Annotated in this window: 23 protein-coding genes; 11 read left to right on the forward strand and 12 right to left on the reverse strand. The window is 68.2% G+C overall.

The window, feature by feature from the left end; genetic code table 11:
* Positions 1-13: 13 nt before the first annotated feature.
* Positions 14-502: an SRPBCC domain-containing protein gene (locus MOM01_RS06255; RefSeq protein ID WP_241384511.1), complete on the reverse strand. Its 489-nt coding sequence runs from the start codon at positions 500-502 to the stop codon at positions 14-16.
* Positions 503-676: 174 nt separating this feature from the next.
* Between MOM01_RS06255 and MOM01_RS06260 the strand changes: the two genes are divergently transcribed.
* Together MOM01_RS06260 and MOM01_RS06265 are read left to right on the forward strand one after the other, a co-directional pair.
* The gene (locus MOM01_RS06260) at positions 677-1,357 is read left to right on the forward strand and encodes a twin-arginine translocation signal domain-containing protein (protein ID WP_241384512.1); all 681 of its coding nucleotides are present in this window, start codon (positions 677-679) and stop codon (positions 1,355-1,357) included.
* A complete protein-coding gene (locus tag MOM01_RS06265) occupies positions 1,358-3,127 on the forward strand; it encodes a GMC family oxidoreductase N-terminal domain-containing protein (protein WP_241384513.1) in 1,770 nt (589 codons plus the stop codon).
* A 339-nt stretch (positions 3,128-3,466) separates the two neighbouring features.
* Here the strand turns inward: MOM01_RS06265 and pgl are convergent, their stop codons facing one another.
* Genes pgl through tkt form a run of 5 tightly spaced genes read right to left on the reverse strand, consistent with a single transcriptional unit; the run spans position 3,467 to position 9,922 of the window.
* Entirely contained in the window at positions 3,467-4,228 is a 762-nt protein-coding gene (gene pgl / locus MOM01_RS06270; protein ID WP_241384514.1) for a 6-phosphogluconolactonase, read from the reverse strand.
* The gene (gene opcA / locus MOM01_RS06275; protein WP_374112261.1) at positions 4,221-5,129 is read right to left on the reverse strand and encodes a glucose-6-phosphate dehydrogenase assembly protein OpcA; all 909 of its coding nucleotides are present in this window, start codon (positions 5,127-5,129) and stop codon (positions 4,221-4,223) included. The genes pgl and opcA overlap by 8 nt, the downstream gene beginning before the upstream one ends.
* Entirely contained in the window at positions 5,126-6,667 is a 1,542-nt protein-coding gene (zwf, locus tag MOM01_RS06280) for a glucose-6-phosphate dehydrogenase (protein WP_241384516.1), read from the reverse strand. Before zwf ends, opcA begins: the two co-directional genes overlap by 4 nt.
* Positions 6,668-6,669: 2 nt before the next feature.
* Entirely contained in the window at positions 6,670-7,815 is a 1,146-nt protein-coding gene (tal, locus tag MOM01_RS06285) for a transaldolase (RefSeq protein ID WP_241384517.1), read from the reverse strand.
* A gap of 4 nt (positions 7,816-7,819) precedes the next feature.
* The gene (gene tkt / locus MOM01_RS06290; RefSeq protein WP_241384518.1) at positions 7,820-9,922 is read right to left on the reverse strand and encodes a transketolase; all 2,103 of its coding nucleotides are present in this window, start codon (positions 9,920-9,922) and stop codon (positions 7,820-7,822) included.
* Between the two features lie 212 nt (positions 9,923-10,134).
* Here tkt and MOM01_RS06295 point away from each other — a divergent pair, with 212 nt between their 5' ends.
* The gene (locus MOM01_RS06295; protein WP_241384519.1) at positions 10,135-11,112 is read left to right on the forward strand and encodes a heme o synthase; all 978 of its coding nucleotides are present in this window, start codon (positions 10,135-10,137) and stop codon (positions 11,110-11,112) included.
* A 58-nt stretch (positions 11,113-11,170) separates the two neighbouring features.
* Here MOM01_RS06295 and MOM01_RS06300 read toward each other — a convergent pair whose 3' ends face one another.
* Positions 11,171-12,136, reverse strand: coding sequence for a quinone oxidoreductase family protein (locus MOM01_RS06300; RefSeq protein ID WP_241384520.1), 966 nt, complete (start codon positions 12,134-12,136; stop codon positions 11,171-11,173).
* A gap of 23 nt (positions 12,137-12,159) precedes the next feature.
* On the opposite strand from MOM01_RS06300, the gene MOM01_RS06305 reads away from it, so the two are divergent.
* Positions 12,160-12,501, forward strand: coding sequence for a hypothetical protein (locus tag MOM01_RS06305; RefSeq protein WP_241384521.1), 342 nt, complete (start codon positions 12,160-12,162; stop codon positions 12,499-12,501).
* A 70-nt stretch (positions 12,502-12,571) separates the two neighbouring features.
* Here MOM01_RS06305 and MOM01_RS06310 read toward each other — a convergent pair whose 3' ends face one another.
* From MOM01_RS06310 to mptB, 4 genes are all read right to left on the reverse strand, one after another.
* On the reverse strand, positions 12,572-13,537 hold the full coding sequence (locus MOM01_RS06310; protein ID WP_241384522.1) for a COX15/CtaA family protein: 966 nt from the start codon (positions 13,535-13,537) through the stop codon (positions 12,572-12,574).
* Between the two features lie 69 nt (positions 13,538-13,606).
* The gene (locus MOM01_RS06315; protein ID WP_241384523.1) at positions 13,607-14,404 is read right to left on the reverse strand and encodes an ABC transporter permease; all 798 of its coding nucleotides are present in this window, start codon (positions 14,402-14,404) and stop codon (positions 13,607-13,609) included.
* Positions 14,401-15,345: an ABC transporter ATP-binding protein gene (locus MOM01_RS06320; protein ID WP_241384524.1), complete on the reverse strand. Its 945-nt coding sequence runs from the start codon at positions 15,343-15,345 to the stop codon at positions 14,401-14,403. The genes MOM01_RS06315 and MOM01_RS06320 overlap by 4 nt, the downstream gene beginning before the upstream one ends.
* An 11-nt stretch (positions 15,346-15,356) precedes the next feature.
* Positions 15,357-17,084: a polyprenol phosphomannose-dependent alpha 1,6 mannosyltransferase MptB gene (gene mptB / locus MOM01_RS06325; protein ID WP_374112262.1), complete on the reverse strand. Its 1,728-nt coding sequence runs from the start codon at positions 17,082-17,084 to the stop codon at positions 15,357-15,359.
* A gap of 72 nt (positions 17,085-17,156) precedes the next feature.
* Between mptB and MOM01_RS06330 the strand changes: the two genes are divergently transcribed.
* From MOM01_RS06330 to MOM01_RS06360, 7 genes are all read left to right on the forward strand, one after another.
* Complete coding sequence (locus MOM01_RS06330) at positions 17,157-17,975, forward strand: helix-turn-helix transcriptional regulator (RefSeq protein WP_241384526.1); 819 nt, start codon at positions 17,157-17,159, stop codon at positions 17,973-17,975.
* 115 nt (positions 17,976-18,090) lie between these two features.
* Positions 18,091-19,536, forward strand: coding sequence for a Fe-S cluster assembly protein SufB (gene sufB, locus MOM01_RS06335; protein ID WP_241384527.1), 1,446 nt, complete (start codon positions 18,091-18,093; stop codon positions 19,534-19,536).
* Complete coding sequence (gene sufD, locus MOM01_RS06340) at positions 19,537-20,742, forward strand: Fe-S cluster assembly protein SufD (RefSeq protein ID WP_241384528.1); 1,206 nt, start codon at positions 19,537-19,539, stop codon at positions 20,740-20,742.
* A gap of 54 nt (positions 20,743-20,796) precedes the next feature.
* On the forward strand, positions 20,797-21,585 hold the full coding sequence (sufC, locus tag MOM01_RS06345) for a Fe-S cluster assembly ATPase SufC (RefSeq protein ID WP_241384529.1): 789 nt from the start codon (positions 20,797-20,799) through the stop codon (positions 21,583-21,585).
* Positions 21,586-21,589: 4 nt separating this feature from the next.
* Positions 21,590-22,846 (forward strand): cysteine desulfurase, encoded by a 1,257-nt coding sequence (locus MOM01_RS06350; RefSeq protein WP_241384530.1) that lies wholly within the window; start codon positions 21,590-21,592, stop codon positions 22,844-22,846.
* Positions 22,846-23,337 (forward strand): Fe-S cluster assembly sulfur transfer protein SufU, encoded by a 492-nt coding sequence (sufU, locus tag MOM01_RS06355; RefSeq protein ID WP_241384531.1) that lies wholly within the window; start codon positions 22,846-22,848, stop codon positions 23,335-23,337. Before MOM01_RS06350 ends, sufU begins: the two co-directional genes overlap by 1 nt.
* Positions 23,337-23,762, forward strand: a complete 426-nt coding sequence (locus MOM01_RS06360) for a metal-sulfur cluster assembly factor (RefSeq protein WP_241384532.1) — start codon at positions 23,337-23,339, stop codon at positions 23,760-23,762. The genes sufU and MOM01_RS06360 overlap by 1 nt, the downstream gene beginning before the upstream one ends.
* 56 nt (positions 23,763-23,818) lie before the next feature.
* Here MOM01_RS06360 and ku read toward each other — a convergent pair whose 3' ends face one another.
* Positions 23,819-24,832, reverse strand: a complete 1,014-nt coding sequence (gene ku, locus MOM01_RS06365) for a non-homologous end joining protein Ku (protein WP_241384533.1) — start codon at positions 24,830-24,832, stop codon at positions 23,819-23,821.
* Between the last annotated feature and the right edge of the window lie 25 nt (positions 24,833-24,857).

The raw sequence follows: 24,857 nt of genomic DNA on the forward strand, positions 1-24,857 counted from the left end.
ATCCATCCGGAGTTCAGCGGTATTCGTCCACCAGGCTCAGGTAGTCGTCCCAGTGAGGGAACGGGATGCCGCTCAGCGCGGCCGTCAGGCGATCGAGGTAGTACTGCCATCCCGGCCCGATCTCGCCGACCGCGGAGCGCGGCACGTGATGATGGGTGAAGTCCAGGACGGTGACTCCCTCGCGCGGGTGCAGTGCGATGTCGAGCAGCCATCCGTCCTGATCCACGGTGTAACCGGAGGGGGGAGTGCACCGGAGTATCCGTACCTCGGTGGTGGCAGTGTCGAGTTCGTCGGTCATCGTCAACTGCACACGTCCCGAGGCCGGGTCGCCTACGTACTCGCCGTACCAGCTGCCCAGCTCGGCGGGCTCGGTGAGTGCCGCCCAGACCTGCTCGGCGGGGAACGTGAGGTCGCGGTGGTAGACGAGTCGCACCAGCGACGAATCGTCCGGGCAGTCGGGTTCCGGGATCACCTCGCCCGTCGCTGACGTCGGCGTACTCATCACCACTCCTCGGGTTGCGTTCCGTGCCGTCCGAAAGTGTCGTCCACCACACACTACCGGTACGGGGCGGGCGCATCTGCCCGTTACGGACCGAACAGATCATTGGGACGAAACGCCGCGTAGCTCCTGCCGCATCTCGTACGCTGCTGCACACGGAAGCGACGAGGGGGCGACGTGGACGAACCACAGTACGGGTCTTGGAGCAGGCGGCGTTTCCTCGCCGGGGTGGCCGCGACCGCAGCGGCTCTGGTGGGCACGGCCGGACTCCTCGCGCAGGAGGCGACCGCGCAACCGCCGGGGCAGGCACCGCCGATCCGCGACACCATCAACGGTGTGCTGGCGTTCGTGGCGCCGGGCGACGACCCGTACTCCCGGCAGCAGGGAGTCTGGACCGACCGCCCCGGTGGAGCGACACCGGGTGCGGCGGCCTCCCTCGAACGCACCCTGGATCAGGCGGCACCCTGGCCCCTGTTCGGGCCGGCCGCGGGCAATCTCCCCGGCGCCGCAGCGGTCGCATTGCTGCTCAACACCTTCGCGGTCACGGCAGACGTGCGGTCGGCGACGGGGCCGTTCTCGGCTCCGTTCGCGAACCTGAGCCAGGCCGGTAAAGCCCAGGTCTTCGAATGGCTCGACACCGACCCCCGATTCGAAGGACTCGTGCTGAAGTTCGTGGTCAACGCGGTTCCCACCCTGGCGGCGTTCGCAGCATTCTCGGAAGTGTCGGCCTACGACCCGGTTCGTCGCGAACTGACCGGCCGACCGGTCGGCTGGGAGATGAGCCGGTACGCCGGGACGAGCGACGGGTGGGACGAGTTCCGCGGCTATTACGGCGGAATCGAGAAGGTGGAGGGTTAGATGACCGACGTCATCGTCATCGGTGCAGGCGGCGGCGGACCCGTCGTGGCCAAGGAACTCGCGGCGCGGGGCCTCGAGGTGCTCGTCCTCGAAGCCGGCCCCCGCTTCGCGGATCCGGAGAACGAGTGGACCCATTTCGAGGACGACGTCAACAATCCGATCACTGGACTGTTCCGTCACGGACCCGGAGACCGCTCGCGTACCCCCTGGCTGCGCGACCTGCCCCAGAATTCCTTCGTGTGGCAGGTCGCCGGAGTCGGTGGCACCACCTTGCACTATTTCGGCAACTCGCCGCGAGCGGCACCCGGAGCGTTCGTCGGGTACGACGGCGCCGATCGCGACATGTACGACACCGCCCATCTGTTCCCCTTCGGCTACGACGAACTGCGGCCCTACTACGAGTGGGTCGAGGCCACGCTTCCCGTGCAGACGGCACCGATGGGCGCGAAGGAAGAGTTGTTCCTGCGCGGCGCAGCAGGAATCGGGTTGCCGCATCAGACCTCGCTCGACACCACCCGCGCCGCCCACCGCGCGCAGCAGAACGCGATCCTGCAGCCCGGCGGCACGGCCGCCCGCACCCGGGACCGCTCTCGCCTGCGCTATCCGGACGCTCGCGGATGCACGATGTGCGGGCACTGCTATCAGGGCTGTTTCCTGCCGCTGGGTGCACCGCGAAATCTCAAGGCCAAGCGGTCCACCGACAATTCGTACGTACCGATGATGCTCACCGCAGACGCGTGGGCACCACAGGGGAAGCCCGTCACGCTCGTCACCGACGCGGTCGTCTCCCGGATCTTCGTCGAGGAGGTGCACGGAGAGACCACCGTCCGCGGCGTCAGGTTCACGGTCGCGGGGGAGGAGCACGAGGCGACGGCTCCGGTCGTCGTGCTCGCCGCCGGCTGTATCGAAGGTCCGCGGTTGTGGCTGAACTCGGCGCTGCCGAATCCGAACGGTTGGGCCGGCCGCGGCCTCACCGACCATCACATGGATGCGGTCTTCGGAGTCTTCGACGAGTACACCGGACAGACGAGGGGACCGGGTTCCAATGCCCGGGTGGACCTGCCGGGTTACGGCGGAATCGAACAGGTGGGCCTGCCGCCGGCGCTGATCGCGTATGCGCTGAACTTCAGCGACTCCGGGATCCACGGGTACGGAAGCGCGGGAAGCGTCGTCGATCCCGCGGGCGCCGACAGTCTCGGACGTCTCGTGGGCCGCGACCTGCTCGACACGATGGCCGACACCGACCGGGTCCTCGCCGCGCTCGTCATCGCGGACGACGATGTCGAACCGGACAACCGGGTGACGCTGTCGCCATTCCTGTATCCCGACGAGGGCGGGCTCGCGCCGCGGGTGACCGTGCGCCACCGTCGTCGTTCTCCCCGCACCCGGCGCAATCGGGAATATTCCACCGCCAAGGCGGTCGAATTGATGCGGGCGGCCGGTGCCAAGCGCGTCCATCGTTGCGACTGGCCGCCTCTGATCCTCCATTCGCAGTCGAGTATGCGGATGGGGCTGAGCGAACACGACTCGGTGCTCGACGCCGATTCCGAAGCCCGGTGGGTGAAAAGACTGTTCATCGCCGACAACTCGGCCCTGGCGAACAGCCTCGGGGGGCCCAATCCGACGTTGACGACGCAGGCGGTCGCCACCCGTACCGCGGAGAAGATCTTCGCCAAGTACTTCGGGGGCAGTGGCTGGGTCGGCCACGAGAACCCCGTGTCGTCGATCGACGATCGGGTCACCGCGGCCGTGGTCGAACGCGGTATCTGAAGACCGCATCGCCTCCGGAGCAGGGGATTCGGCCCGGGACGGAACCGTCGGGCGGCTCGGTGCGTCGAACGAGACAAAGGGCCGACGACGACAGCGGTCCGCGACGGGAGGAGTCCACCGGCATGGACCCACGAGCTGTGCGATGTGTCCCCGGCCGATCACGCCTGCGGGCGCTCCGATCGACGGCCGGACCGCGGTCTGCCGTCCGGATACTGTGCGCGCGAACCCGTCTCGACGACCGGCACGGCATCGAGACGCAGGAGTCGGACGATCCCGACCGGGACGGTACGCGGCCGTGAGGGCGGTCCCGGTCCTCGGCGCTCGCTCCGCTCCGCTCGGTTACATGGAGGGCAGTTGCGCTGCGGCCTCGGGATCGAGGAACCACACGGTGCGCTCCGTACCGCGTGCCCCGGCAGCCGGAATCTCCTCCGGTGCGACGCCACGAACGGCGGCCGCGACCGCCTCGGCTTTCGCGGCGCCGGTGACGAGCAACCAGACCTGGCGGGACCGTCGCACGGCGGGCAGCGTCAACGTCACCCGGGCGGGCGGCGGCTTCGGAGAATCGTCGACACCCACCACGAAGCGCTCGGATTCGCGCACCGCATCGGTCTCGGGGAACAGCGAGTTGACGTGGCCTTCGCCGCCCATCCCGAGCAGGTGCACGTCGAAGTCCGGCACCGTGCCGTCGGGGGAGTGCGCCGCCAGAAGTTCGGCGTAGCGCTGCGCCGATGCCTCCGGCGTGCTGCATCCGTCCTCCCCGAGGGCCGGCATGCTGTGGATCCGCGCGGGGTCGATCGGCACGTGGTCGAGCAGTGCTGCCCGTGCCTGCACCTCGTTGCGATCCGGATCGCCGGGCGGAAGGAAGCGTTCGTCGCCGAAGTACACGTTCACCGCAGACCAGTCGATTCCACCCTGGTGGTCGCGCACATGCTCGAGCATCGCGATACCCGTGCCACCGCCGGTGAGAACCACGTGCGCCTGCACCCGGTCGCGCTGGGCGGCGACGACTGCGTCGACGAAGGCGACGGCCGCCGCACGCGCGACCTCGTCCGCGTCGGTGAAGGACAGGACCTCGAACGGATTCTCCACCGGATCAGACATATTCCACCTTCGGCAGGGCCGACAATGCGGCTTCGTACACTTCGTCGGGGTTGAGACGGCGCAGCTCCTCGGCGAGGCACTCCGCGGAGTTCCGCCGAGCCAGGCTGATCAGCGAATCGGGCTTGTGGGTGCGCGCGAGGGTCGCGACGCGTCCTTCCTGCGGCCGTTCGAGAGTGATCGTCTGTGATGCCGTGTGCAGGTCCACCCGGAGTTCGCCCGTCGCCCGCTCGATGCGGCAGTCGAGACGACTCGCGAGCCAGCCCGCGAGCAGGTCGACGGCCGGCTCGGTCCGCAGGCCCGAGACCCGTGCCGAGAGCACCGGCTCGTACGGAGGCTGATCGAGTGCGGAGACCAGCAGGGCCCGCCAGTAGGTGATGCGAGCCCACGCGAGATCCGTATCGCCCGGACGGTAACCGGACAGGACGGTCCCGAGCTCGGACCGGGGATCCTCCGAGTTCGTCACGTCCGTGATCCGGCGCACCGCCAGACGCCCCACCGGATCGTCGGCAGGTACGGGCGGCGCCTGGTTGGGCCACCACGCGACGACCGGGGTATCGGGCAGCAGGAAAGGCACGACCACCGATTCCTGATGCTCACCGAGTTCGCCGTGCAAGGCGAGGATCAATGCTTCGGAGGCGCCCGCCTCACCGGCGACCCGGATCTCGGCGTCGAGCCGCGACGGACCGTCGTGACGGCCCCGGCCGACGACGATGACGCGGCAGGGATTCTCCTTGGACGCCTCGGTTGCCGCGGTGATCGCGGCATCGAGACCTCGCGCGTCGCCCGCGCAGACGATGAACGTGAGAACGCGTCCCTGCGTGACCATTCCGCTCGATCGACGCAATTCCACCAGTTTGCGGCTGACCGCATTGGCGGAGGTGTTGCGCAATTGCAGCCTCACGGACGCCTCCATTCGCGACCCGTGCGGCGCAGCATCTCATCGGCGGATTCCGGACCCCAGGTACCCGCCTCGTAGGGTTCCGGGCGTCCGTGCGCAGCCCAGTGCTCGAGCACCGGATCGAGGATCTTCCAGGACAATTCGACTTCCTCGTCCACGGGGAAGAGGGACGGCACGCCGAGGAGCACGTCGAGGATCAACCGCTCGTACGCCTCGGGAGAGGACACCGTGAAGGCCTGGCCGTAACTGAAGTCCATGTTCACGTCCCGGACCTCCATCTCGGAGCCGGGCACCTTCGAGCCGAAACGCATCGTGACACCCTCGTCCGGCTGCACTCGGACGACGAGCGCATTCTGGCCGAGTTCCTCGGTCATCGTCTCGTCGAAGGGCAGATGCGGAGCGCGTTTGAACACCACCGCGATCTCGGTGACGCGGCGGCCGAGACGCTTGCCGGTCCGGAGATAGAACGGCACCCCGGCCCAGCGCCGGGTATCGACCTCGAGGGTGATGGCGGCGTACGTCTCGGTGATCGAGTCCGCCGCGAAACCCTTCTCCTCGAGCAGACCGACGACCTTCTCGCCGCCCTGCCACCCCGCGGCGTACTGGCCGCGCGCAGTGGTCTCGTCGAAGGGCTCCGCCGGCCGGGTAGCCGACAGCACCTTGATCTTCTCGGCGTGCAGTTCCGAGGCGGCGAAGCTCACCGGCTCCTCCATCGCGGTGAAGGCGAGCAGCTGGAGCAGATGGTTCTGGATGACGTCGCGCGCCGCTCCGATGCCGTCGTAGTATCCGGCCCGCCCACCGAGACCGATGTCCTCGGCCATCGTGATCTGCACATGGTCGACGTAGTGCGCGTTCCACACCGGCTCGAACATCTGGTTCGCGAACCGCAGCGCGAGGATGTTCTGCACCGTCTCCTTGCCGAGATAGTGATCGATGCGGAAGACGGACTCCTCCGAGAAGACCTCACCGACGACCTCGTTGAGCTCGCGGGCACTGTCGAGGTCGTGTCCGAACGGTTTCTCGATCACCACGCGGCTCCACGCCCCGTCCTGGGCGACCGCGAGACCCGATCGTGCGAGCTGCCCGCACACCACGGGGAAGGCGGCGGGAGGGACCGAGAGGTAGAACGCGTGGTTACCGCCCGTGCCCCGTTCCCGGTCGAGCGTCTCGAGCGTCCTGGCCAGGTCGGCGAACGCCGCGTCGTCGTCGAAGCTGCCCTGCACGAAGCGGATTCCCTCCGAGAGGCGTTGCCAGACCTCCTCGCGGAAGGGAGTCCGGGAATGCTCGCGCACGGCATCGTGGACCACCTGGCCGAAATCGTCGTCGTCCCAGGCACGTCGGGCGAAGCCGACGAGTGCGAATCCGGGCGGCAGGAGACCGCGGTTGGCGAGATCGTAGATGGCGGGCATCAGCTTGCGCCGGGCCAGATCGCCGGTGACCCCGAAGATCACCAACGCGCACGGGCCGGCGATCCGGGGAAGCCTGCGATCTCTGTTGTCCCGGAGCGGATTCACCCACTCCGCCGCACCGGATTCGAGCACGTTCAGCCCTCCGCCCCCGGGGCGTGTACCGCCAGCTGCTCCGACGTGGCCGCGAGCAGATCCTTCCAGGACACCACGAACTTCTCGACACCCTCGTCCTCGAGCTTGCGGAAGACGTCGGGAAGGTCCACGCCGATCGAGCTCAGCGCGTCGAACACCTGCTGGGCTGCAGCGATGTTGCGAGTGACGGTGTCGCCGGTGATCTCACCGTGATCGGCCACCGCTTCGAGAGTCTTCTCCGGCATGGTGTTCACGGTGTTCGGAGCGACCAGTTCGGTGACGTACAGGGTGTCGGGGTAGTCGGGGTTCTTCACGCCCGTCGACGCCCACAGTGCACGCTGCGGGACGGCGCCCGCCTCGGCGAGCTGCTCGAACCGCGTTCCGCCCTCGAACGCGCTCAGATAGGCGGCATAGGCGAGGCGCGCATTGGCCACGCCCGCCTTGCCGCGCAGGGCGAGCGCCTGGTCGGTGCCGATCTCCTCGAGACGCGGATCGATCTCCGTGTCCACACGCGAGACGAAGAACGAGGCGACCGAACGGATCTTCGACAGATCGTGCCCGGCCGCCTTCGCCGCGGTCAGGCCGTCGAGATAGGCCTCGATGACCCGTTCGTAGCGTTCGACCGAGAAGATCAGCGTGACGTTGACACTGACACCCTCACCGATCACCCGGGCGATGGCCGGCAGACCCGCCACCGTGGCCGGGATCTTGATGAACAGGTTCGGCCGATCGACGATGCGCCACAGTTCGAGTGCCTGCTGGACGGTGTCGTCGGTCTTGTGCGCCAGACGCGGGTCGACCTCGATCGACACCCGGCCGTCGAGACCGTTCGTGGCGTCGAAGACCGGCGCGAGAACGTCGCAGGCAGCACGGACGTCGTCGGTGGTGACGGTGCGGATCGCAGTCGTCGCGTCGGCTCCGTCCCCGGCGAGATCGCGGATCTGCGCGTCGTAGGCATGCCCCTTCGACAGCGCGGCCTGGAAGATCGACGGGTTGGTGGTCACGCCGACCACGCTGCGGGTGGAGACGAGTTCGGCCAGCTTGCCGGAATCGATGAGGTCGCGCGAGAGGTCGTCGAGCCACACCGACACACCCTGGGCGGACAGTTCCGCCAGCGCCGGATTCTGCGTGGAAGTCTGCTGGGTCATCCGATCATCCCTTCACTCGGGTCAGCGAGCGGCGCGCAGCGTCGACGACGGCCTCGGCGGTGATGCCGAACTCGCGGAACAGGGTCTTGTAGTCGGCGGACGCGCCGTAGTGCTCGAGCGAGACCGGCTCACCGGCATCGCCGAGCAGCCGGTACCACGGCATCGCGAGTCCGGCCTCGACGGACACACGGGCGCGCACGGACGGGGGCAGGACCTCGTCGCGGTAGGCCTGGTCCTGTTCGAGGAAGCGGTCGAGTACCGGTACGGACACCACTCGTGTCGGCACGCCCTCGGCCTCGAGCGTCTCGCGGGCCGCGACCGCGAGCTGGACCTCCGAACCGGTCGCGAGGATCACGACCTCCGGAGTTCCGGAGGAGGCCTCGGCCAGGATGTAGGCGCCGCGGGCGACACCCTCGGCGGCCTTCTCCCGGGTGCCCTCGAGTACCGGCACGTTCTGACGGGTCAGTGCGAGCGCCGTCGGCCCGGTGCGGTTCTCCAGAGCTGCCTTCCATGCGAACGAGGTCTCGTTGGCGTCGGCCGGACGGATCACCGCGAGGTTCGGGATCGCGCGCAGCGCGGCGAGGTGTTCGATCGGCTGATGCGTCGGGCCGTCCTCACCGAGACCGATCGAGTCGTGCGTCCACACATAGATCGCCGGGGTCTGCATGAGGGCCGCCAGACGCACGGCGGGGCGCATGTAGTCCGAGAAGACGAGGAAGGTGCCGCCGTAGGGGCGGGTCGGGCCGTGCAGTGCGATGCCGTTGAGGATCGCGCCCATCGCATGCTCGCGCACACCGAAGTGCAGGGTGCGCCCGTAGGGCTGCGCGGTCCAGTCCTTGGTGGAGATCGAGTCGGGACCGAAGGAGTCGGATCCGGGGATGGTGGTGTTGTTGCTGCCGGCGAGGTCGGCGGAACCGCCCCACAACTCGGGCAGCAGCGACCCGAGTGCCGCGAGGACCTTGCCGGACGCCGAACGGGTCGCCGGACCGCTCTCGGTCGGATCGTAGGTCGGCAGCGCGTCGATCCAGCCCTCGGGGAATTCTCCCGACTGGAGGCGATCGAACAGTTCCTTGCGCTGCGGTTCGCGGACGGCCCACGCGTCGAACTCGGTCTGCCATGCCGCGCGTGCCTGGGCGCCACGCGTCACGACCTGCCGGGTGTGCTCGATCACGGCGGGGTCGACGTCGAAGTTCTTCTCGGGATCGAAGCCGAGGACCTTCTTCACCTCGGCGACCTCGTCGGCACCGAGCGCGGCACCGTGCGCGTCGCCGCTGTTCATCTTCGTCGGGGCGGGGTAGCCGATGATCGTGCGGACGGAGATGAAGGACGGGCGGTCGGTGACGGCTTTCGCCGCTTCGACGGCCTCGAGCAGCGCCGTGACGTTCTCGCCGCCCTCCACGGTCTGGACGTGCCAGCCGTACGCCTCGTAGCGCTTGGAGACGTCCTCGCCGAGTGCGATCGCGGTGTCGTGCTCGATGGAGATCTTGTTGTCGTCGTAGAAGACGATGAGATTGCCGAGCTGCTGGACACCGGCGAGCGAGGACGCCTCGGACGTCACGCCCTCCTCGATGTCGCCGTCGGAGGCGATCACGTAGACGTAGTGATCGAACGGGCTCGTGCCCGCGGGCGCCTCGGGATCGAACAGACCGCGCTCACGGCGGGCGGCCATCGCCATGCCGACCGCGGAGGCGAGGCCCTGGCCCAGCGGGCCGGTGGTCATCTCGACGCCGGGAGTGTGGCCGTACTCGGGGTGACCGGGGGTGAGCGAACCCCACGTCCGGAGCGCCTCGAGGTCGGTCAGCTCGACTCCGTATCCGGACAGGTAGAGCTGGATGTACAGCGTCAGGCTCGAGTGTCCGCAGGACAGTACGAACCGGTCGCGGCCGACCCACTCGTGGTCGGTGGGATCGTGCCGCATCACACGCTGGTAGAGGGTGTAGGCAAGGGGAGCAAGGCTCATCGCGGTGCCGGGGTGGCCGTTTCCGACCTTCTGCACGGCGTCGGCTGCAAGCACGCGCGCGGTGTCGACCGCCTTGGTGTCCAGATCGGTCCAGTCGGCAGGATGCGCAGGCTGGGTGAGGGTGCGGATCTCGTCTGTGATCGACACGAGCGTGAAATCTCCTGACATGGGTCTACGGGGTCCCGGCGGGTGGAAGTCGGCCCGCGCGCTACTTCAGACTAGTGCGCTGTCCCGAGCGGGTCGATTCGGTCCGGGCAACGCTCCGGTCTACCATCGTTCGTAGTAGAGGAGCGTCCGGAACCGGGCGACCGTGAACGGGCGAAACGAAGGTGCGGATCCGCGTGGGACAAGGAGACAGTGTGCGGGCAGGGCGACGGCCGGGAGGGCACGGTTTCGGCGCCCCCGAAGCGCCGAGCGCCCCGCGCCCCGACACCGCGTGGGGCCGGATCTCCGGCACCGTTCTCGCCTATATCGCGCTGACGAAGCCGCGGGTGATCGAACTCCTGCTCGTCGCAACCATTCCCGCGATGCTGTTCGCCGATCGCGGGACCGTCGACATCGTGCTCATCCTGAGCACGCTCTTCGGTGGCTGGATGGGTGCCGCGAGCGCCAACGCGCTGAACTGCGTCGTCGACGCGGACATCGACAAGGTGATGAAGCGCACGGCCCTGCGCCCGCTCGCACGCCAGACGGTCCCGACCCGCAACGCCTTCGTCTTCGGCATGGCGCTCGGTGTCGCCTCCTTCCTCTGGCTGTGGTGGCGCGCCAACCTGCTCGCAGGTCTGCTGGTGGTGGCGACCATCGCGTTCTACGTCCTCGTGTACACGATGGTGCTCAAGCGTCGGACCTGGCAGAACGTGATCTGGGGCGGCGCGGCCGGGTGCATGCCCGTGATGGTCGGCTGGGCTGCGGTCACCGGATCGCTGAGCTGGGAACCCGTCGTGCTGTTCCTGGTGATCTTCTTCTGGACGCCGCCGCACACCTGGGCGCTCGCGATGCGTTACAAGGAGGACTACAAGGCCGCGGGCGTGCCGATGCTGCCGGTGATCGCGACCGAACAGCACGTCACCAAGCAGATCGTCCTCTACACCTGGGCGACCGTGCTCGCGACCCTGGTCATCGTCCCGGCCGCGGGAGTGATCTATGCGGTGGTCGCGCTGCTCGCCGGCGCGTGGTTCCTGATCGTCGCCCACCAGCTCTACAACAGCGTGCGGGGCGGAGCCTCCGTCAAGCCGCTCAAGCTCTTCCTGCAGTCCAACAACTACCTCGCGGTGGTGTGCCTGGGCCTGGCTGTCGACTCCGTGCTCGCCCTGCCCACGATCGGTTCGTATTTCTGATCGTTCCCCGGATGCCTGTGCCCCCGCCGAACGGCCGGGGGCACAGGCATCTGCGGTCTCACGGGATCAGGACGATGGAGCCGGTGGTGCGGCGGCCCTCGAGATCGGCGTGGGCGCGGGCGGCCTCGGCCAGCGGGTAGCTCGCACCGATCCGGATCTTCAGCGTGCCGTCGGCAAGAGCGCCGAGCACGTCCGTCGCGCGCCACAGCAGTTCGTCCCGGGTACGTGTGTAGTGCGCGAGGGTGGGGCGGGTGACGAACAGCGATCCTGCCGGATTCAGTCGCTGGAGGTCGAAGGGCGGGACGGGTCCGCTCGCCGCTCCGAACAGCGCGACCGTGCCGCGGATGCGGACCGAGGCGAGGGAGCTCTCGAAGGTCGCCGCGCCCACGCCGTCGTAGGCCGCGGCGACGCCTTCACCGTCGGTGAGCTCGCGTACCCGCCGAGCGATGTCGTCGTCGTAGCGCAGGACCTCCGCCGCGCCGGCCTCCCGGGAGAGCGCCTCCTTCTCGTCGGACGACACCGTTGTGATCACCCTCACGCCCTTCGCCGCCGCGAGCTGGGTGAGGATCAACCCCACCCCACCCGCCCCCGCGTGGACGAGCACGGTCTCGCCCGGGTGCGCGGGGTGGACGGAGTTGAGCAGATAGTGCGCGGTCATGCCCTGGAGCAGAACGGACGCGGCCTGCTCGGCGGGGACGTCGCCGGGTACGGGAACGGCGACCTCCTGCGGTACCCGGACGAGTTCTGCATACGATCCGGGCGCTGCACACCACGACACGCGTTCTCCCACCGCGACGTCGTGGACGCTGTCACCGACCGCCACGACCGTGCCCGTGCCCTCCGAGCCGGGGACGTACGGGAGTTCGGACGGGTAGAGCCCGGTACGGAAATAGGTGTCGATGAAGTTCACGCCGATCGCATCGGTGCGGACGAGCAGTTCTCCGGGGCCGGGCTCGGGGTCGGGCCGTTCGACGGAGACGAGGACGTCGGGACCACCGTGCTGTGCCACTTCGATTGCATGCATGCGGCTCACAGTATTCTTCAGGCATGAGCGTGGAAACACAGGTCGTGGCCGCACCGGCCGACATCGTCTCGTCCATCCGCGGCTTCGTCGCGGCGCACGGAGGTTCCGGCAAGGCCGTGCTGCAGCCCATCGGTCTCTCGGGCGTGCGTATCACGGTGGTCGCCGCCGACGGCACCCTCGGAGACCGCGTCGCGAAGGATCTTCCGACCGCGCGCGCGATCGTCGAGGAGATTCCCGACGTCACCGTCTCCGAGTGGGATCGTGAGATCACCAGCATCGCCGATCCCGAGAAGGGGCACTGGGCGAAGATGGCCGGCTGGGTGGCACACCAGACCAAGTTCCCGAAGGCCCGCAACGAGCGCTGATCGGCCCACCCCCCCACGACGACCGACGGCCCTTCCACGAATCTCGTGGAAGGGCCGTGTCGGCTGTCCGTCAGGCCGGAACCGGTTCGCGGACCGGGGCGGTGGTACGTACCCGGCCCGCGGCCCAGACCGCGGCGGTGGCGGCCGTGCAGAGTCCTGCGCCGGCGACGTGCAGTACGACGAGGACGGCGGGTACGTCCGTCCAGAACTGGACGAGTCCGATGCCGGCCTGCGCGACCACCAGCGCGAGCACGACCTTCAGGCGCACCTTCACCGAGTGCGGAGCATGCACCGCGTAGACGGCGAAGGTGAGGCCGACCAGCAGCGCGAGATAGCCGACCAGTGCTTCGGCGTGCAGATGGACGAGATTGGTGATGTCGAGTTCGAGGCGCGGGACCGGGTCCTCGACGCTCTTGTCGCCGGCATGAGGACCGGCACCGGTGACCATCGTGCCCAGGACGAGGACCACCCCGAGGGCGGCGCCCGACAGTGCGGTGAGCCAGCGCAGCGGCTGGGGGAGCACCTGGACCACCGTGCCGTCGTCGGGCTCGCCCACCTTCGCGTAGAGCACCACGGCGAGCCACACCATGAGCATCGAGGCGAGCATGTGGATCGCGACGGTCCACCAGGCGAGACCGGCCAGCACGGTGATTCCGCCGATGATCGCCTGGAGTACGGTTCCCGCGGGCATCAGCCACGCCCATGCGATCACCTCCTTGCGGCGACGTGCCCGGGTCACGGCCAGCACTATGGCTGCGGCGACGGCCACGACGACGAAGGTGAGCAGGCGGTTGCCGAACTCGACGACCTGGTGGAGGGTGTCGACTCCGCTCGAGACTCCCACGGGCACCATCGATCCGGGGAAACACTGCGGCCAGGTGGGGCAGCCCAGCCCGGAGGCGGTGACGCGGACGACCGAACCGGTCACGGCGATGCCACCCTGCGTCAGAATCGTGAGGAACGCGATGATCTTCTGCGTCCGCAACGAGGGCAGGGGGAGACGGTCGACAAGGCTCAGGTAGCCGCGATACAACACGGGTCCGATGGTACGGCGTGAACCACTACACGCTGTAGTTGGGGGCGGCCGGATCCTGCCGCGTGACACTCAGGTGAATCGGAACCACCTCGCGGCGGCCGTGCCGCCGATCACCGTCCATACGACGAGCGAGAGGATCGACAACCAGTCGAACCCACCCGCGGCGGCGTCCTCCAGTGCGAGGGTCAGTGCCCCGGAGGGGACGATCCGCAGCAGGTGGGTCACCGCATCCGGAATCACGTCGCCCAGGACCACGATGCTGCTGATGCCGAGCAGGACGAACCACACGATGTTCGCCAGCGCCAGCACGATCTCGGCGCGCAGCGTCCCGCCGAGCAGCAGGCCGAGTGTCGCGAACATCACGGTGCCGAGGGCGATCACGAGGGCCCCGATCAGCAGTCCGCCCACGCCGGGACGCCAACCGAGTGCCGCGCCGATCACACCGAGCAGGATCGATTGGAGGACGACGACGATCCCCACGGCGCCGCTCTTCCCGGCGATGATGCCCCATTTGGGCAGTGCGGTCGCACCGATCCGTTTGAGGGCGCCGTAGCGCCGGTCGAAGCCCACGGCGATCGCCTGGCCGGTGAAGGCCGTCGACATGATCGCCACCATCATCACCGCCGGCAGCACCCGGTCGACGCGTGAGTCGCCGAGATCGCCGATCGGCAGGAGGCACAGGCCGATCAGCAGCGTGACGGGGATGAACATGGTCAGCAGGAGCTGCTCACCGTTGCGGAGCAACAGCTTGAGTTCCATGGCGGTCTGGGCCGCGAGCATCTTCGCAGGGGAGTTCGGCCGAGGGCGCGGGGTGAAGGTCCCCTCTGCGAACCTGTTGTTCGCCAGACGATCGTGGGTCACGCTCACCCTCTCAACTCCCGTCCTGTCAACTCGAGGAAGACATCCTCGAGGCTGCGCTGATCCACCCGGATCTCGGTCGCCAGCGCCCCCAGGCCCGCGCACCACGAGGCCGCGGCCGCAACGACCGACGGTTCGATCGTGCCCTCGACGAGATAGCGGCCGGGATTGTCCTCGCGCACCCGGTGGGTGCCCGCGAGGGCCGATTGCAGAGCGCTCAGGTCGAGGCCGGGCGGAGCGGACAACCACAGCTGTCCTTCGGCGCCGTCGCGGGTGACCTCGTCGGGGGTACCCGCGGCGACGACCCGTCCGTGGTCGATGATCACGATCTCGTCGGCGAGCTCTTCGGCCTCGTCCATGAGATGGGTGGTGAGCAGGATGCTCACTCCGTCGCGGCGGAGCGCATCGATCAACTCCCAGACGAGCAGTCGCGCCTGCGCGTCGAGACCTGCTGTGGGTTCGTCGAGGAATACGAGTTCGGGACGTCCGACCAGCGCGCACGCGAGGGCGAGACGCTGCTGTTGCCCGCCCGACAAGCGGCGGTAGGGGGTGCGCCGGGCCTCCGAGAGTCCGAGGCGTTGCAGCAACCAGTCCGGATCGAGGGGGTCGGCCGAGTACGCCGCGACCAGATCGAGCATCTCGCCGGCTCGCGAGCCCGGGTAGGCGCCGCCACCTTGGAGCATCACGCCGATCCTGGGACGGAGCGCGTCGGAATCGGCGACGGGGTCGAGTCCCAGAACGCGGACGGTGCCTGCATCCGGGGTGACGAAACCTTCACACATTTCCACGGTCGTGGTCTTGCCTGCACCGTTGGGGCCGAGGAGGGCGAGCACCTGAGCGCGTTCGACGGTCAGATCGAGACCGTTCACCGCGGTGACGCCCCCGTAGGTCTTGACGACGCCGTCCAGGCGCACGGCCGGTAACGCATCGGCGGGAGAACTCGGGATCACAGGTTTCCAGCCTAGGCGTCCGCGGTTTCCGCCGGGCGTGGTGGTGTGCGCTCCTGCAACCGCCAGGGCAGCCGGGAGCGTGTCGCGACGATGATCAGGCCGACGACGACGATGGTCGCGATCGAGGCCTGGACGATGATGAACGGCTGGTACTCACTGCCGTTGGGCATGAGCATCATGCCCACCACCGAGGAGAACGCGATGGTGGGGATCCGGAAGACCGGGCGGGTCGCCCAGGCCGCGAGGGGGATGACCGCCCACAGGAGGTACCACGGATGTACGACCGGAAACAGCAGCACGATCGCGCCCAGTGAGACACCCAGTGCACCGACGGGATGAATGCGGCCGGTGAGCACCGCGAGCAGCATGCGCACGGTGATGAAACCGGCCACGAGCGCCGCGATAGGGCGGGTGATCGAGAGCACCGCTGTCGTATGGTCGCCGAGGCCGAGCAGCACACCCCCGAGTCCGGTGCCCATCCCGAGGAGGGTGGGGATCGACATCCAGCTGCGCACCTCGGTGGCGGTACCCAGCGTCTGCGTCCATCCCAGTCCGAGGCCGCTGCCCCAGCTCACGGCCACGATGACGACCGCGGATCCCAGGCCCAGCACCGCGGCGGAGGCTGCCACCGCCCGGATGTTGCCGCCCCACTTGCGTGCCAGTGCCATGCCGACGAAACCGAGCGCGAGCAGTGAGGGCACCTTGACCATCGACGACAGTGCGACCAGCGCCGTACCGGCGGCCAGCCACCCGGCGAGCCGGAGGCGGGAGGACGACTCGTCCTCGGGATACACCGCGCGCAGCGCCAGTTCGACGCCGGCGAGCATGAGTCCGAGCATGAGTGCTTCGTTGTGGATGCCGGAGACCAGGTGGAACAGCAACAGCGGGTTCGCAGCGCCCAGCCACAGCGCGCTGACCGCCGCGACGCCGCACCGCCGGGCGAGCCGCGGCAGGGCCCACACGATCAGCGCCACCCCGACGAGGGCGAGGAGCCGGTGGACGAAGATGCCCGCCACGATGTTCTCGCCGGTGAGATAGGTGATCTTCTCGCCGAGCCACAGGAAGGCCGGTCCGTAGGGGGCCGGAGTGTCGCGCCAGATGCTCGGCACCGTGCGGGTCAGGACATGATCGACCCCCAGGGCGCCGGCCGGCCCGATGGCATAGGGATCGAGCCCCCGGGCGGCGATCTCGCTCTGCGCGAGATACGAGTAGACGTCCTTGCTGAACATCGGCGGGGCCACGACGAGGGGAATGATCCACAGCAGCAGGGTGCGATCGAGCTGGGAACGGGACAGCCGGCGCGGTGGGCCGTCCGTCCCACGTCGTCCGATGGCGAACCGCCCGAGCAGCAGCCACGCGAGGATCACCAGCGCGGTGCCGGTCATCGTGGCCGTCAGGGCCGCGCTGGGCATCCTCGCGGCCAGCCCGAGCGCACGGACACCCTGGACCGGATTCTGGAGCACCGGTTGCGCGCCCGCACCGAGCGCACCGACCGCCATGAGGACGGCACCCGTGGCGCCGAGCAGGCGGATGCGATGCAGCGCGGTGGTCTCTGCCGGGGCGAGCCCGCGGCCTTCGATCTCGTCGCCGTGGAGGACCACACCGACGTCCGCTCGCGGGCTCGGGGCCTCGAGACCGAGGGCTCGCCGGAACCACCTGCCCACTCGGCCGCCGACTCCGGAGCGACCCCGCGCCGGGGGAGTCGTAGGCGGAGCGGACAGGGGAGGAGTCGACGGCACGTCAGAAGCGTAACGGGACGCTCCGGGCGGTCTTTCCCGACTCGGGACCCGATGTAACAAAGGGCACCCTTGGTGGACCGGCCTTCCGAATTCCGTCACACTGGTGTTGTGAAATACCCGTCCGACACCACTGAGCGCACCGAACGCGCAGGTCACGTGCCTGCCGCGACGTCGTCGCGGGTCGAGGACGCACGCAGGAACGCGCCGGCGACCGGACGCGACGTGCCGGAAGGGCAGACGCGTGCAGCGGTCGTTCAACTGCTCCTCGAAGAGGGACCCATCACCGCACCCGAGATCGGCGAACGACTCGGACTGAGCGCCGCGGGCGTGCGCCGGCACCTCGACGCGCTCATCGACTCCGGTGAGGCCCAGGCCGCCTCGGCGCCCCGGCGTCAGGGCCGTGGCCGCGGCCGCCCCGCCCGCCGCTTCCAGCTCACCGCCGTGGGACGCGCCCGCCTCGGACATTCCTACGACGATCTCGCCACCGCGGCGATGCGTCACCTGCGTGAGCTCGGCGGCGACGCCGCCGTGGAGGATTTCGCGCGCCGCCGCGTCGACTCCATCCTCGGAGGTATCGCGCCCGCCGACGAGAACCTCGACGACGTGGAGACCGTGGCCGAAGAGATCGCCGGTGCGTTCACCGCCTCCGGGTTCGCCGCGTCGACCCGCCGCGTGGGTACCGGTGTGCAGATCTGCCAGCACCATTGCCCCGTTTCGCACGTCGCGGAGCAGTTCCCGCAACTGTGCGAGGCGGAACAGGAAGCATTCGTCCGGATCCTCGGAACCCACGTGCAGCGACTCGCGACGATCGCCAACGGCGACGCCTTCTGCACCACCCACGTGCCGGTCCTGCCCGGGGCGAAGCCGGCCCGGCCCGAACCGCCCACGTGACGGCCGTGACCGCCGCATCGCGCGAAGCCGCGTACCTCCGAAAGTCGTTCACCCGCCCGTCGACCGTCGACGCACAGCCCGCGCCGACGCCCACCAGCCTCCGGAAGGAGCCCGCATGACCGTCGCATCGGACCAGACGTCCGGCACCGCGCCGCTGACGCAGGAAGAGACGATCGATTCTCTCGGCCACTACGAATACGGCTGGGCCGATCCCGACACCGCAGGTGCCACCGCGCAGCGCGGCCTGTCCGAAGCGGTCGTGCGGGACATCTCGGCGAAGAAGAACGAACCCGAGTGGATGCTCGACATCCGCCTCAAGGCGCTGCGCACCTTCGACAAGAAACCCATGCCGGTGTGGGGATCGAACCTCGACGGGATCGACTTCGACAACATCAAGTACTTCGTGCGCTCGACGGAGAAGCAGGCCGCGAGCTGGGACGAGCTCCCCGAGGACATCAAGAACACCTACGACAGGCTGGGTATCCCCGAGGCCGAGAAGCAGCGTCTGATCGCCGGTGTCGCCGCCCAGTACGAGTCCGAGGTGGTCTACCACCAGATCCGCGAGGACCTCGAGAGCCAGGGCGTGATCTTCCTCGACACCGACTCGGGTCTGCGTGAGCACCCCGAGCTGTTCAAGGAGTACTTCGGCACGGTCATTCCGGCGGGCGACAACAAGTTCTCCGCGCTCAACACGGCCGTGTGGTCCGGAGGCTCGTTCATCTACGTGCCGCCGGGTGTGCACGTCGACATCCCGCTGCAGGCCTACTTCCGCATCAACACCGAGAACATGGGCCAGTTCGAGCGGACCCTCATCATCGTCGACGAGGGTGCCTCCGTGCACTACGTCGAGGGCTGCACCGCCCCGATCTACAAGTCGGACTCGCTGCACTCCGCAGTGGTGGAGATCATCGTCAAGAAGGGCGGGCACTGCCGCTACACGACGATCCAGAACTGGTCGAACAACGTCTACAACCTGGTGACCAAGCGCACCAAGGTCGAGGCCGGCGGCTCGATGGAATGGATCGACGGCAACATCGGTTCCAAGGTGACGATGAAGTACCCGGCCGTGTGGATGATGGGCGAGCACGCCCGCGGCGAGGTCCTGTCCGTCGCCTTCGCCGGTGAGGGTCAGCACCAGGACACCGGTGCGAAGATGCTGCACCTGGCGCCGCACACCTCCTCGACCATCGTGTCGAAGTCGGTGGCGCGCGGCGGCGGGCGGGCGTCCTACCGCGGTCTCGTCCAGGTCAACAAGGGAGCACACGGCTCGAAGTCGACGGTCAAGTGCGATGCACTCCTCGTCGACCAGATCAGCCGCTCCGACACCTATCCGTACGTCGACATCCGTGAGGACGACGTCACGATGGGGCACGAGGCGACCGTCTCCAAGGTCAGCGACGACCAGCTGTTCTACCTCATGAGCCGCGGACTGGACGAGGACGAGGCCATGGCGATGGTGGTGCGCGGATTCGTCGAGCCCATCGCCAAGGAACTGCCGATGGAGTACGCCCTCGAGCTCAATCGCCTGATCGAACTGCAGATGGAAGGGGCAGTCGGCTAAATGACTGCGGAAGCGAAGAACACCCCTGCCGCCGGGGTGCAGGAAGCCGTGCGTGCCGAGAACCTCACCCCGGCCGTCAACAAGGGCGAGGTCTTCACGTCGTTCGACGTGAACGCCTTCGAGATTCCCTCCGGACGCGACGAGGTGTGGCGGTTCACGCCGCTGCGTCGCCTGCGCGGTCTGCACGACGGCACGGCCACCGCGACCGGCAGCGCCGGCATCGAGGTCACGCCCGTCGACGGCGTGCAGGTCGAGACCGTCGGGCGCGATGACACCCGGCTCGGGCAGGGGGGCGTGCCGTTCGACCGGATCGCCGCCCAGGCGTACTCGTCCTTCGAGACCGCGACGGTCGTCACGGTCGGCCGCGAGGTCGAGGTGGCCGAACCCGTCACCGTCACCGTCACCGGACCGGGTGAAGGTGCCGTCGCCTACGGACACATGCAGATCCGGCTCGAGGCGTTCGCCCGCCTCACGCTGGTCATCGACCAGCGGGGCAGTGGCACCTACGCCGAGAACATCGAGTTCGTTCTCGGCGACAGCGCACAGCTGAAGGTCGTCACGGTCCAGGACTGGGCCGACGACGCCGTGCACGTCGCGGCCCACCATGCGCGCCTCGGACGCGACGCCGTGCTGCGCCACTTCACCGTCGCGCTCGGCGGTGATCTGGTGCGCGTCTCGGCGACCACGAAGTACGACGGCCCCGGCGGCGATGCCGAGCTTCTCGGCCTGTACTTCGCCGACGCCGGCCAGCACTTCGAGCAGCGCCTGCTCGTCGATCACTCGCAGCCGAACTGCAAGTCGAACGTGGTCTACAAGGGTGCCCTGCAGGGTGATCCCGCCTCCGGCAAGCCGGACGCGCACACGGTGTGGGTCGGGGACGTGCTCATCCGCGCCGAGGCCGAAGGCACCGACACCTTCGAGCTCAACCGCAATCTCGTACTCACCGACGGTGCCCGTGCCGATTCGGTGCCCAACCTCGAGATCGAGACCGGCGAGATCGTCGGCGCCGGCCACGCCTCGGCCACGGGACGTTTCGACGACGAGCAGCTGTTCTACCTGCGTGCCCGCGGCATTCCCGAAGAGGAGGCCCGCCGCCTCGTCGTCCGCGGCTTCTTCCACGAACTGCTCGAACGCATCACCGTGACCGAGGTCCGCGACCGTCTCGAAGCGGCGATCGAAGCCGAACTGGCCGCGGTCGGCGCCTGACCGGCACCGCACTCCCGTAGTCCCGATACTTCTCCACTAAGGAAACGCATTTCGATGTCCACACCTTCGAACGTCCTCGAGATCAAGGACCTGCACGTTCGCGTCGCCCAGACCGACGAGAACGCCGAACCGATCGACATCCTCAAGGGCGTCGACCTCACGGTGCGCTCGGGTGAGACGCACGCCATCATGGGGCCCAACGGTTCCGGCAAGTCCACCCTGTCGTACGCGATCGCCGGGCACCCGAAGTACGAGATCACCTCGGGCAGCATCACCCTCAACGGGGAGGATGTCCTCGCGATGAGCGTCGACGAGCGCGCCCGCGCCGGGCTCTTCCTCGCGATGCAGTACCCCGTCGAGGTGCCGGGCGTGTCCATGTCGAACTTCCTGCGGACGGCGGCGACCGCCGTGCGCGGTGAGGCACCCAAGCTGCGCCACTGGGTCAAGGAGGTCAAGGAGGCGATGTCCGAACTCGACATCGACCCGGCCTTCGGCGAGCGCAGCGTCAACGAGGGCTTCTCCGGCGGCGAGAAGAAGCGTCACGAGATCCTCCAGCTCGGCCTGCTGAAGCCGAAGATCGCCATCCTCGACGAGACCGACTCCGGTCTCGACGTCGATGCGCTGCGCGTGGTGTCCGAGGGCGTCAACCGCTACCAGCAGAACGAGAACGGTGGCGTGCTCCTCATCACCCACTACACGCGCATCCTGCGTTACATCCAGCCGCAGTTCGTGCACGTCTTCGTCGGCGGCCGCGTCGTCGAGTCCGGCGGCCCGGAACTCGCCGAGGAACTCGAGGCCAACGGTTACGAGCGTTTCACCCAGGCCGCGACGCAGGGAGCGTGATCGGATGACGGTGCCGGTGCGGACCTTGGACATCGCCCGCATCAGGGCGGATTTTCCGATCCTCGCGCGTACGGTGCGGGACGGAAAACCCCTGGTCTACCTCGACTCCGGGGCTACCTCGCAGCGGCCCGTGCAGGTGCTCGACGCCGAGCGTGAGTTCCTCACGATGCGGAACGCGGCCGTTCATCGCGGTGCGCACGCACTGTCCGAGGAAGCGACGGACGCCTACGAGGACGCACGCGCCGTCATCGCCGCCTTCGTCGGAGTCGACGTGGACGAGGTCGTGTTCACCAAGAACGCGACCGAGTCGCTCAATCTCGTCGCCTACGCCTTCGCGGACGCGCGGTTCCCGCACCGGCTCGGGCCCGGTGACGAGATCGTCGTCACCGAACTCGAGCACCACGCGAATCTCGTTCCGTGGCAGGAACTCGCGCGCCGCACGGGTGCGACCCTGCGCTGGTACGGCGTCACCGACGACGGGCGCATCGACCTCGACTCGCTCACCCTGACCGAGGCGGTCAAGGTCGTCGCCTTCACACACCAGTCGAACGTGACCGGCGCGATCGCCCCCGTCGAGGAGATGGTGCGTCGGGCGAAGGAGGTCGGCGCGATCGTCGTGCTCGACGCCTGCCAGTCGGTGCCTCACATGGCCGTCGACTTCCGCGCGCTCGGAGTCGACTTCGCCGCCTTCTCCGGCCACAAGATGTTCGGTCCCTCGGGTGTCGGTGTCCTCTACGGACGACGCGACCTGCTCGCCGACGTTCCGCCGTTCATCACGGGTGGCTCGATGATCGAGACGGTCACGATGGACGCCACGACCTTCGCCGCACCGCCGCAGCGGTTCGAAGCCGGATCCCCGATGTCCTCGCAGGCCGTGGGGCTCGGTGCCGCCGTGCGCTATCTGCAGGAGATCGGCATGGACGCGGTGGCCGAACACGAGCACGAACTCACCGCCGCGGCGCTCGCCGAACTCGGCAGCATCGAGGGCGTGCGCATCATCGGTCCGACCACCGCCGACCAGCGCGGTGGGGCAGTCTCGTTCGTCGTGGACGGCATCCACGCGCACGACCTCGGGCAGATCCTCGACGACGAGGGCGTGGAGATCCGCGTCGGCCACCACTGCGCGTGGCCGCTGCACAGGCGCTTCGGGGTGGCGGCGACGGCTCGCGCGTCGTTCGCCGTGTACAACACTCCGGACGAGGTACAGGCACTCGGCGCGGCGATCCGTCGCGCCCAGGAATTCTTCGGGGAGCGTGGCTGATGCGGATGGAGCAGATGTACCAGGAAGTGATCCTGGACCATTACAAGCACCCGCATCACCGGGGGCTGCGCGAGCCGTTCGGCGCCGAGGTTCATCACGTCAACCCCACCTGCGGGGACGAGGTGACCCTGCGCGTGCATCTCGACGGTGACACGGTCGCCGACGTGTCCTACGACGGGCAGGGCTGTTCGATCAGTCAGGCCTCGACTTCCGTGCTCACCGATCAGGTGATCGGGGTGCCTCTCGGCGAGGCCCTGAAGATGGTCGACGGATTCGTCGAGATGGTGAGCAGTCGCGGCACCGTCGAGGGCGACGAGGACCTGATCGGCGACGGAATCGCGTTCGCCGGCGTGGCGAAGTACCCGGCGCGTGTGAAATGTGCGTTGCTGGGCTGGATGGCTTTCAAGGATGCGGTCGCACAGACCGTCGACCGTGCGTCCGCCGGCGAGGCGGACGCCACCCACACCGTTTCGAGCGGAGGACAGAACTGATGACCGAACCCGCACCGGGCACCGGCAACACCGACGAGGCCGCCGCGAGCGCCGTCGTCGACGGGTCGGACGAGACCAGCACGCTGGTCGCGGCCACGGCCCCGCCGCTGGATCCCGGCCGTCTCGACGAACTCGAGGAGGCGTTGCGCGACGTCGTCGATCCGGAACTCGGTATCAACGTCGTCGATCTCGGCCTCGTCTACGGCATCTCCGAATCGGACGAGGCGGTGACCGTCGACATGACGCTCACCTCTGCTGCGTGCCCGCTCACCGACGTCATCGAGGACCAGGCCCAGGGCGCGCTCGTACGCAGCGGCCTGTGCGAGGACCTGCGCATCAACTGGGTGTGGATGCCGCCGTGGGGTCCCGACAAGATCACCGACGACGGACGCGAGCAGTTGCGCGCACTCGGCTTCACCGTCTGATCCGGAGGACACTCCGGCACGGCGCCTGATTCCGCCCGCTCCCGAAACGGCCGGGATCAGGCGCCTTTGCGTTCGCCCGAGGTCTTCGTGGCGGCCGCCTTCTTCGCGGGAGTCTTCTTGGCCGGAGTTTTCTTCGCCGTCGAGGATTTCGACGTGGTGCGCTTCGTCGCGGTCTTCTTCGCGCTGCTCTTGCTTGCGCTGCTCTTGGAAGTGGTCTTCTTCGCCGGCGTCTTCTTCGGCTTCTCGTCGTCGTCGGCGTCGCCGTCCGACGAACCCGTCGGAACCTTCTTTCCCGCTGCATCGACACTGCGCTGCAGAGCCGCCACCAGGTCGAGGACCTCGGCGTCCTCGTCGCCGGTGTCGGGTTCGGCGACCTGGAAGACCTTCTCTCCACCTCGGGCGATCGCCTCGTCGATGAGGGTGCGCAGTTCCACCTGGTACTCGTCGGTGAACTCGGTCGGATCGAAATCGTCGGACATCGACTCGACCAGGGTCTCGGCCATCGCGAGTTCACGTTGCTTGGGTTTCTCGATCTTGTCGAGCGAGTCGAACTCGGCTGCGCGAACCTCGTCGGGCCACAGCAAGGTCTGCAGGATGAGCAGTCCGTCGCGGGTGCGCAGCGCCGCCAGCCGCGTGCGTTGCCGCAAGGTGAAGTGCACCAACGCCGTCCTGTCGCTCTGCTCGAGGGTCGCGGCCAGGAGCCCGTAGGCCTTCGGGGACGACGAGTCGGGTTCGAGATAGTAGGACTTCTCGAACAGGATCGGGTCGATCTGCTCGGTGGGAACGAACTGCAGTACGGGGATCTCGTGCTTCTCCGCTGCGGGCAGTTTCTCGAAGTCCTCGTCGGTGAGCACGACCCGCTCTCCGTCGTCGGAGTCGTAGGCCTTGTCGATCTCCTGATAGGGGACGACCTCGCCGCATTCGGTGCACACGCGCTGATACTTGATGCGCCCCCCGTCCTTCGCGTGCACCTGATGGAACTTGATGTCGTGCGACTCGGTTGCCGAGTACACCTTCACAGGCACGTTGACGAGGCCGAACGCGAGAGAGCCTTTCCAGATCGACCGCATGTGTCCATCATGATCGACACTCCGG

Source organism: Rhodococcus sp. CH91, assembly GCF_022554085.1.
In the GTDB taxonomy this organism is placed as follows: Bacteria; Actinomycetota; Actinomycetes; order Mycobacteriales; family Mycobacteriaceae; genus Rhodococcus.

Excerpts from the sequence above, each read along its gene's own strand:
- MOM01_RS06255 (WP_241384511.1), bottom strand. The coding sequence starts at position 502 with ATGAGTACGCCGACGTCAGCGACGGGCGAGGTGATCCCGGAACCCGAC.
- MOM01_RS06265 (WP_241384513.1), top strand. The coding sequence starts at position 1,358 with ATGACCGACGTCATCGTCATCGGTGCAGGCGGCGGCGGACCCGTCGTG.
- pgl (WP_241384514.1), bottom strand. The coding sequence starts at position 4,228 with ATGTCTGATCCGGTGGAGAATCCGTTCGAGGTCCTGTCCTTCACCGAC.
- tal (WP_241384517.1), bottom strand. The coding sequence starts at position 7,815 with ATGACCCAGCAGACTTCCACGCAGAATCCGGCGCTGGCGGAACTGTCC.
- MOM01_RS06300 (WP_241384520.1), bottom strand. The coding sequence starts at position 12,136 with ATGCATGCAATCGAAGTGGCACAGCACGGTGGTCCCGACGTCCTCGTC.
- MOM01_RS06305 (WP_241384521.1), top strand. The coding sequence starts at position 12,160 with ATGAGCGTGGAAACACAGGTCGTGGCCGCACCGGCCGACATCGTCTCG.
- sufB (WP_241384527.1), top strand. The coding sequence starts at position 18,091 with ATGACCGTCGCATCGGACCAGACGTCCGGCACCGCGCCGCTGACGCAG.
- sufD (WP_241384528.1), top strand. The coding sequence starts at position 19,537 with ATGACTGCGGAAGCGAAGAACACCCCTGCCGCCGGGGTGCAGGAAGCC.
- sufC (WP_241384529.1), top strand. The coding sequence starts at position 20,797 with ATGTCCACACCTTCGAACGTCCTCGAGATCAAGGACCTGCACGTTCGC.
- MOM01_RS06350 (WP_241384530.1), top strand. The coding sequence starts at position 21,590 with ATGACGGTGCCGGTGCGGACCTTGGACATCGCCCGCATCAGGGCGGAT.
- sufU (WP_241384531.1), top strand. The coding sequence starts at position 22,846 with ATGCGGATGGAGCAGATGTACCAGGAAGTGATCCTGGACCATTACAAG.
- MOM01_RS06360 (WP_241384532.1), top strand. The coding sequence starts at position 23,337 with ATGACCGAACCCGCACCGGGCACCGGCAACACCGACGAGGCCGCCGCG.
- ku (WP_241384533.1), bottom strand. The coding sequence starts at position 24,832 with ATGCGGTCGATCTGGAAAGGCTCTCTCGCGTTCGGCCTCGTCAACGTG.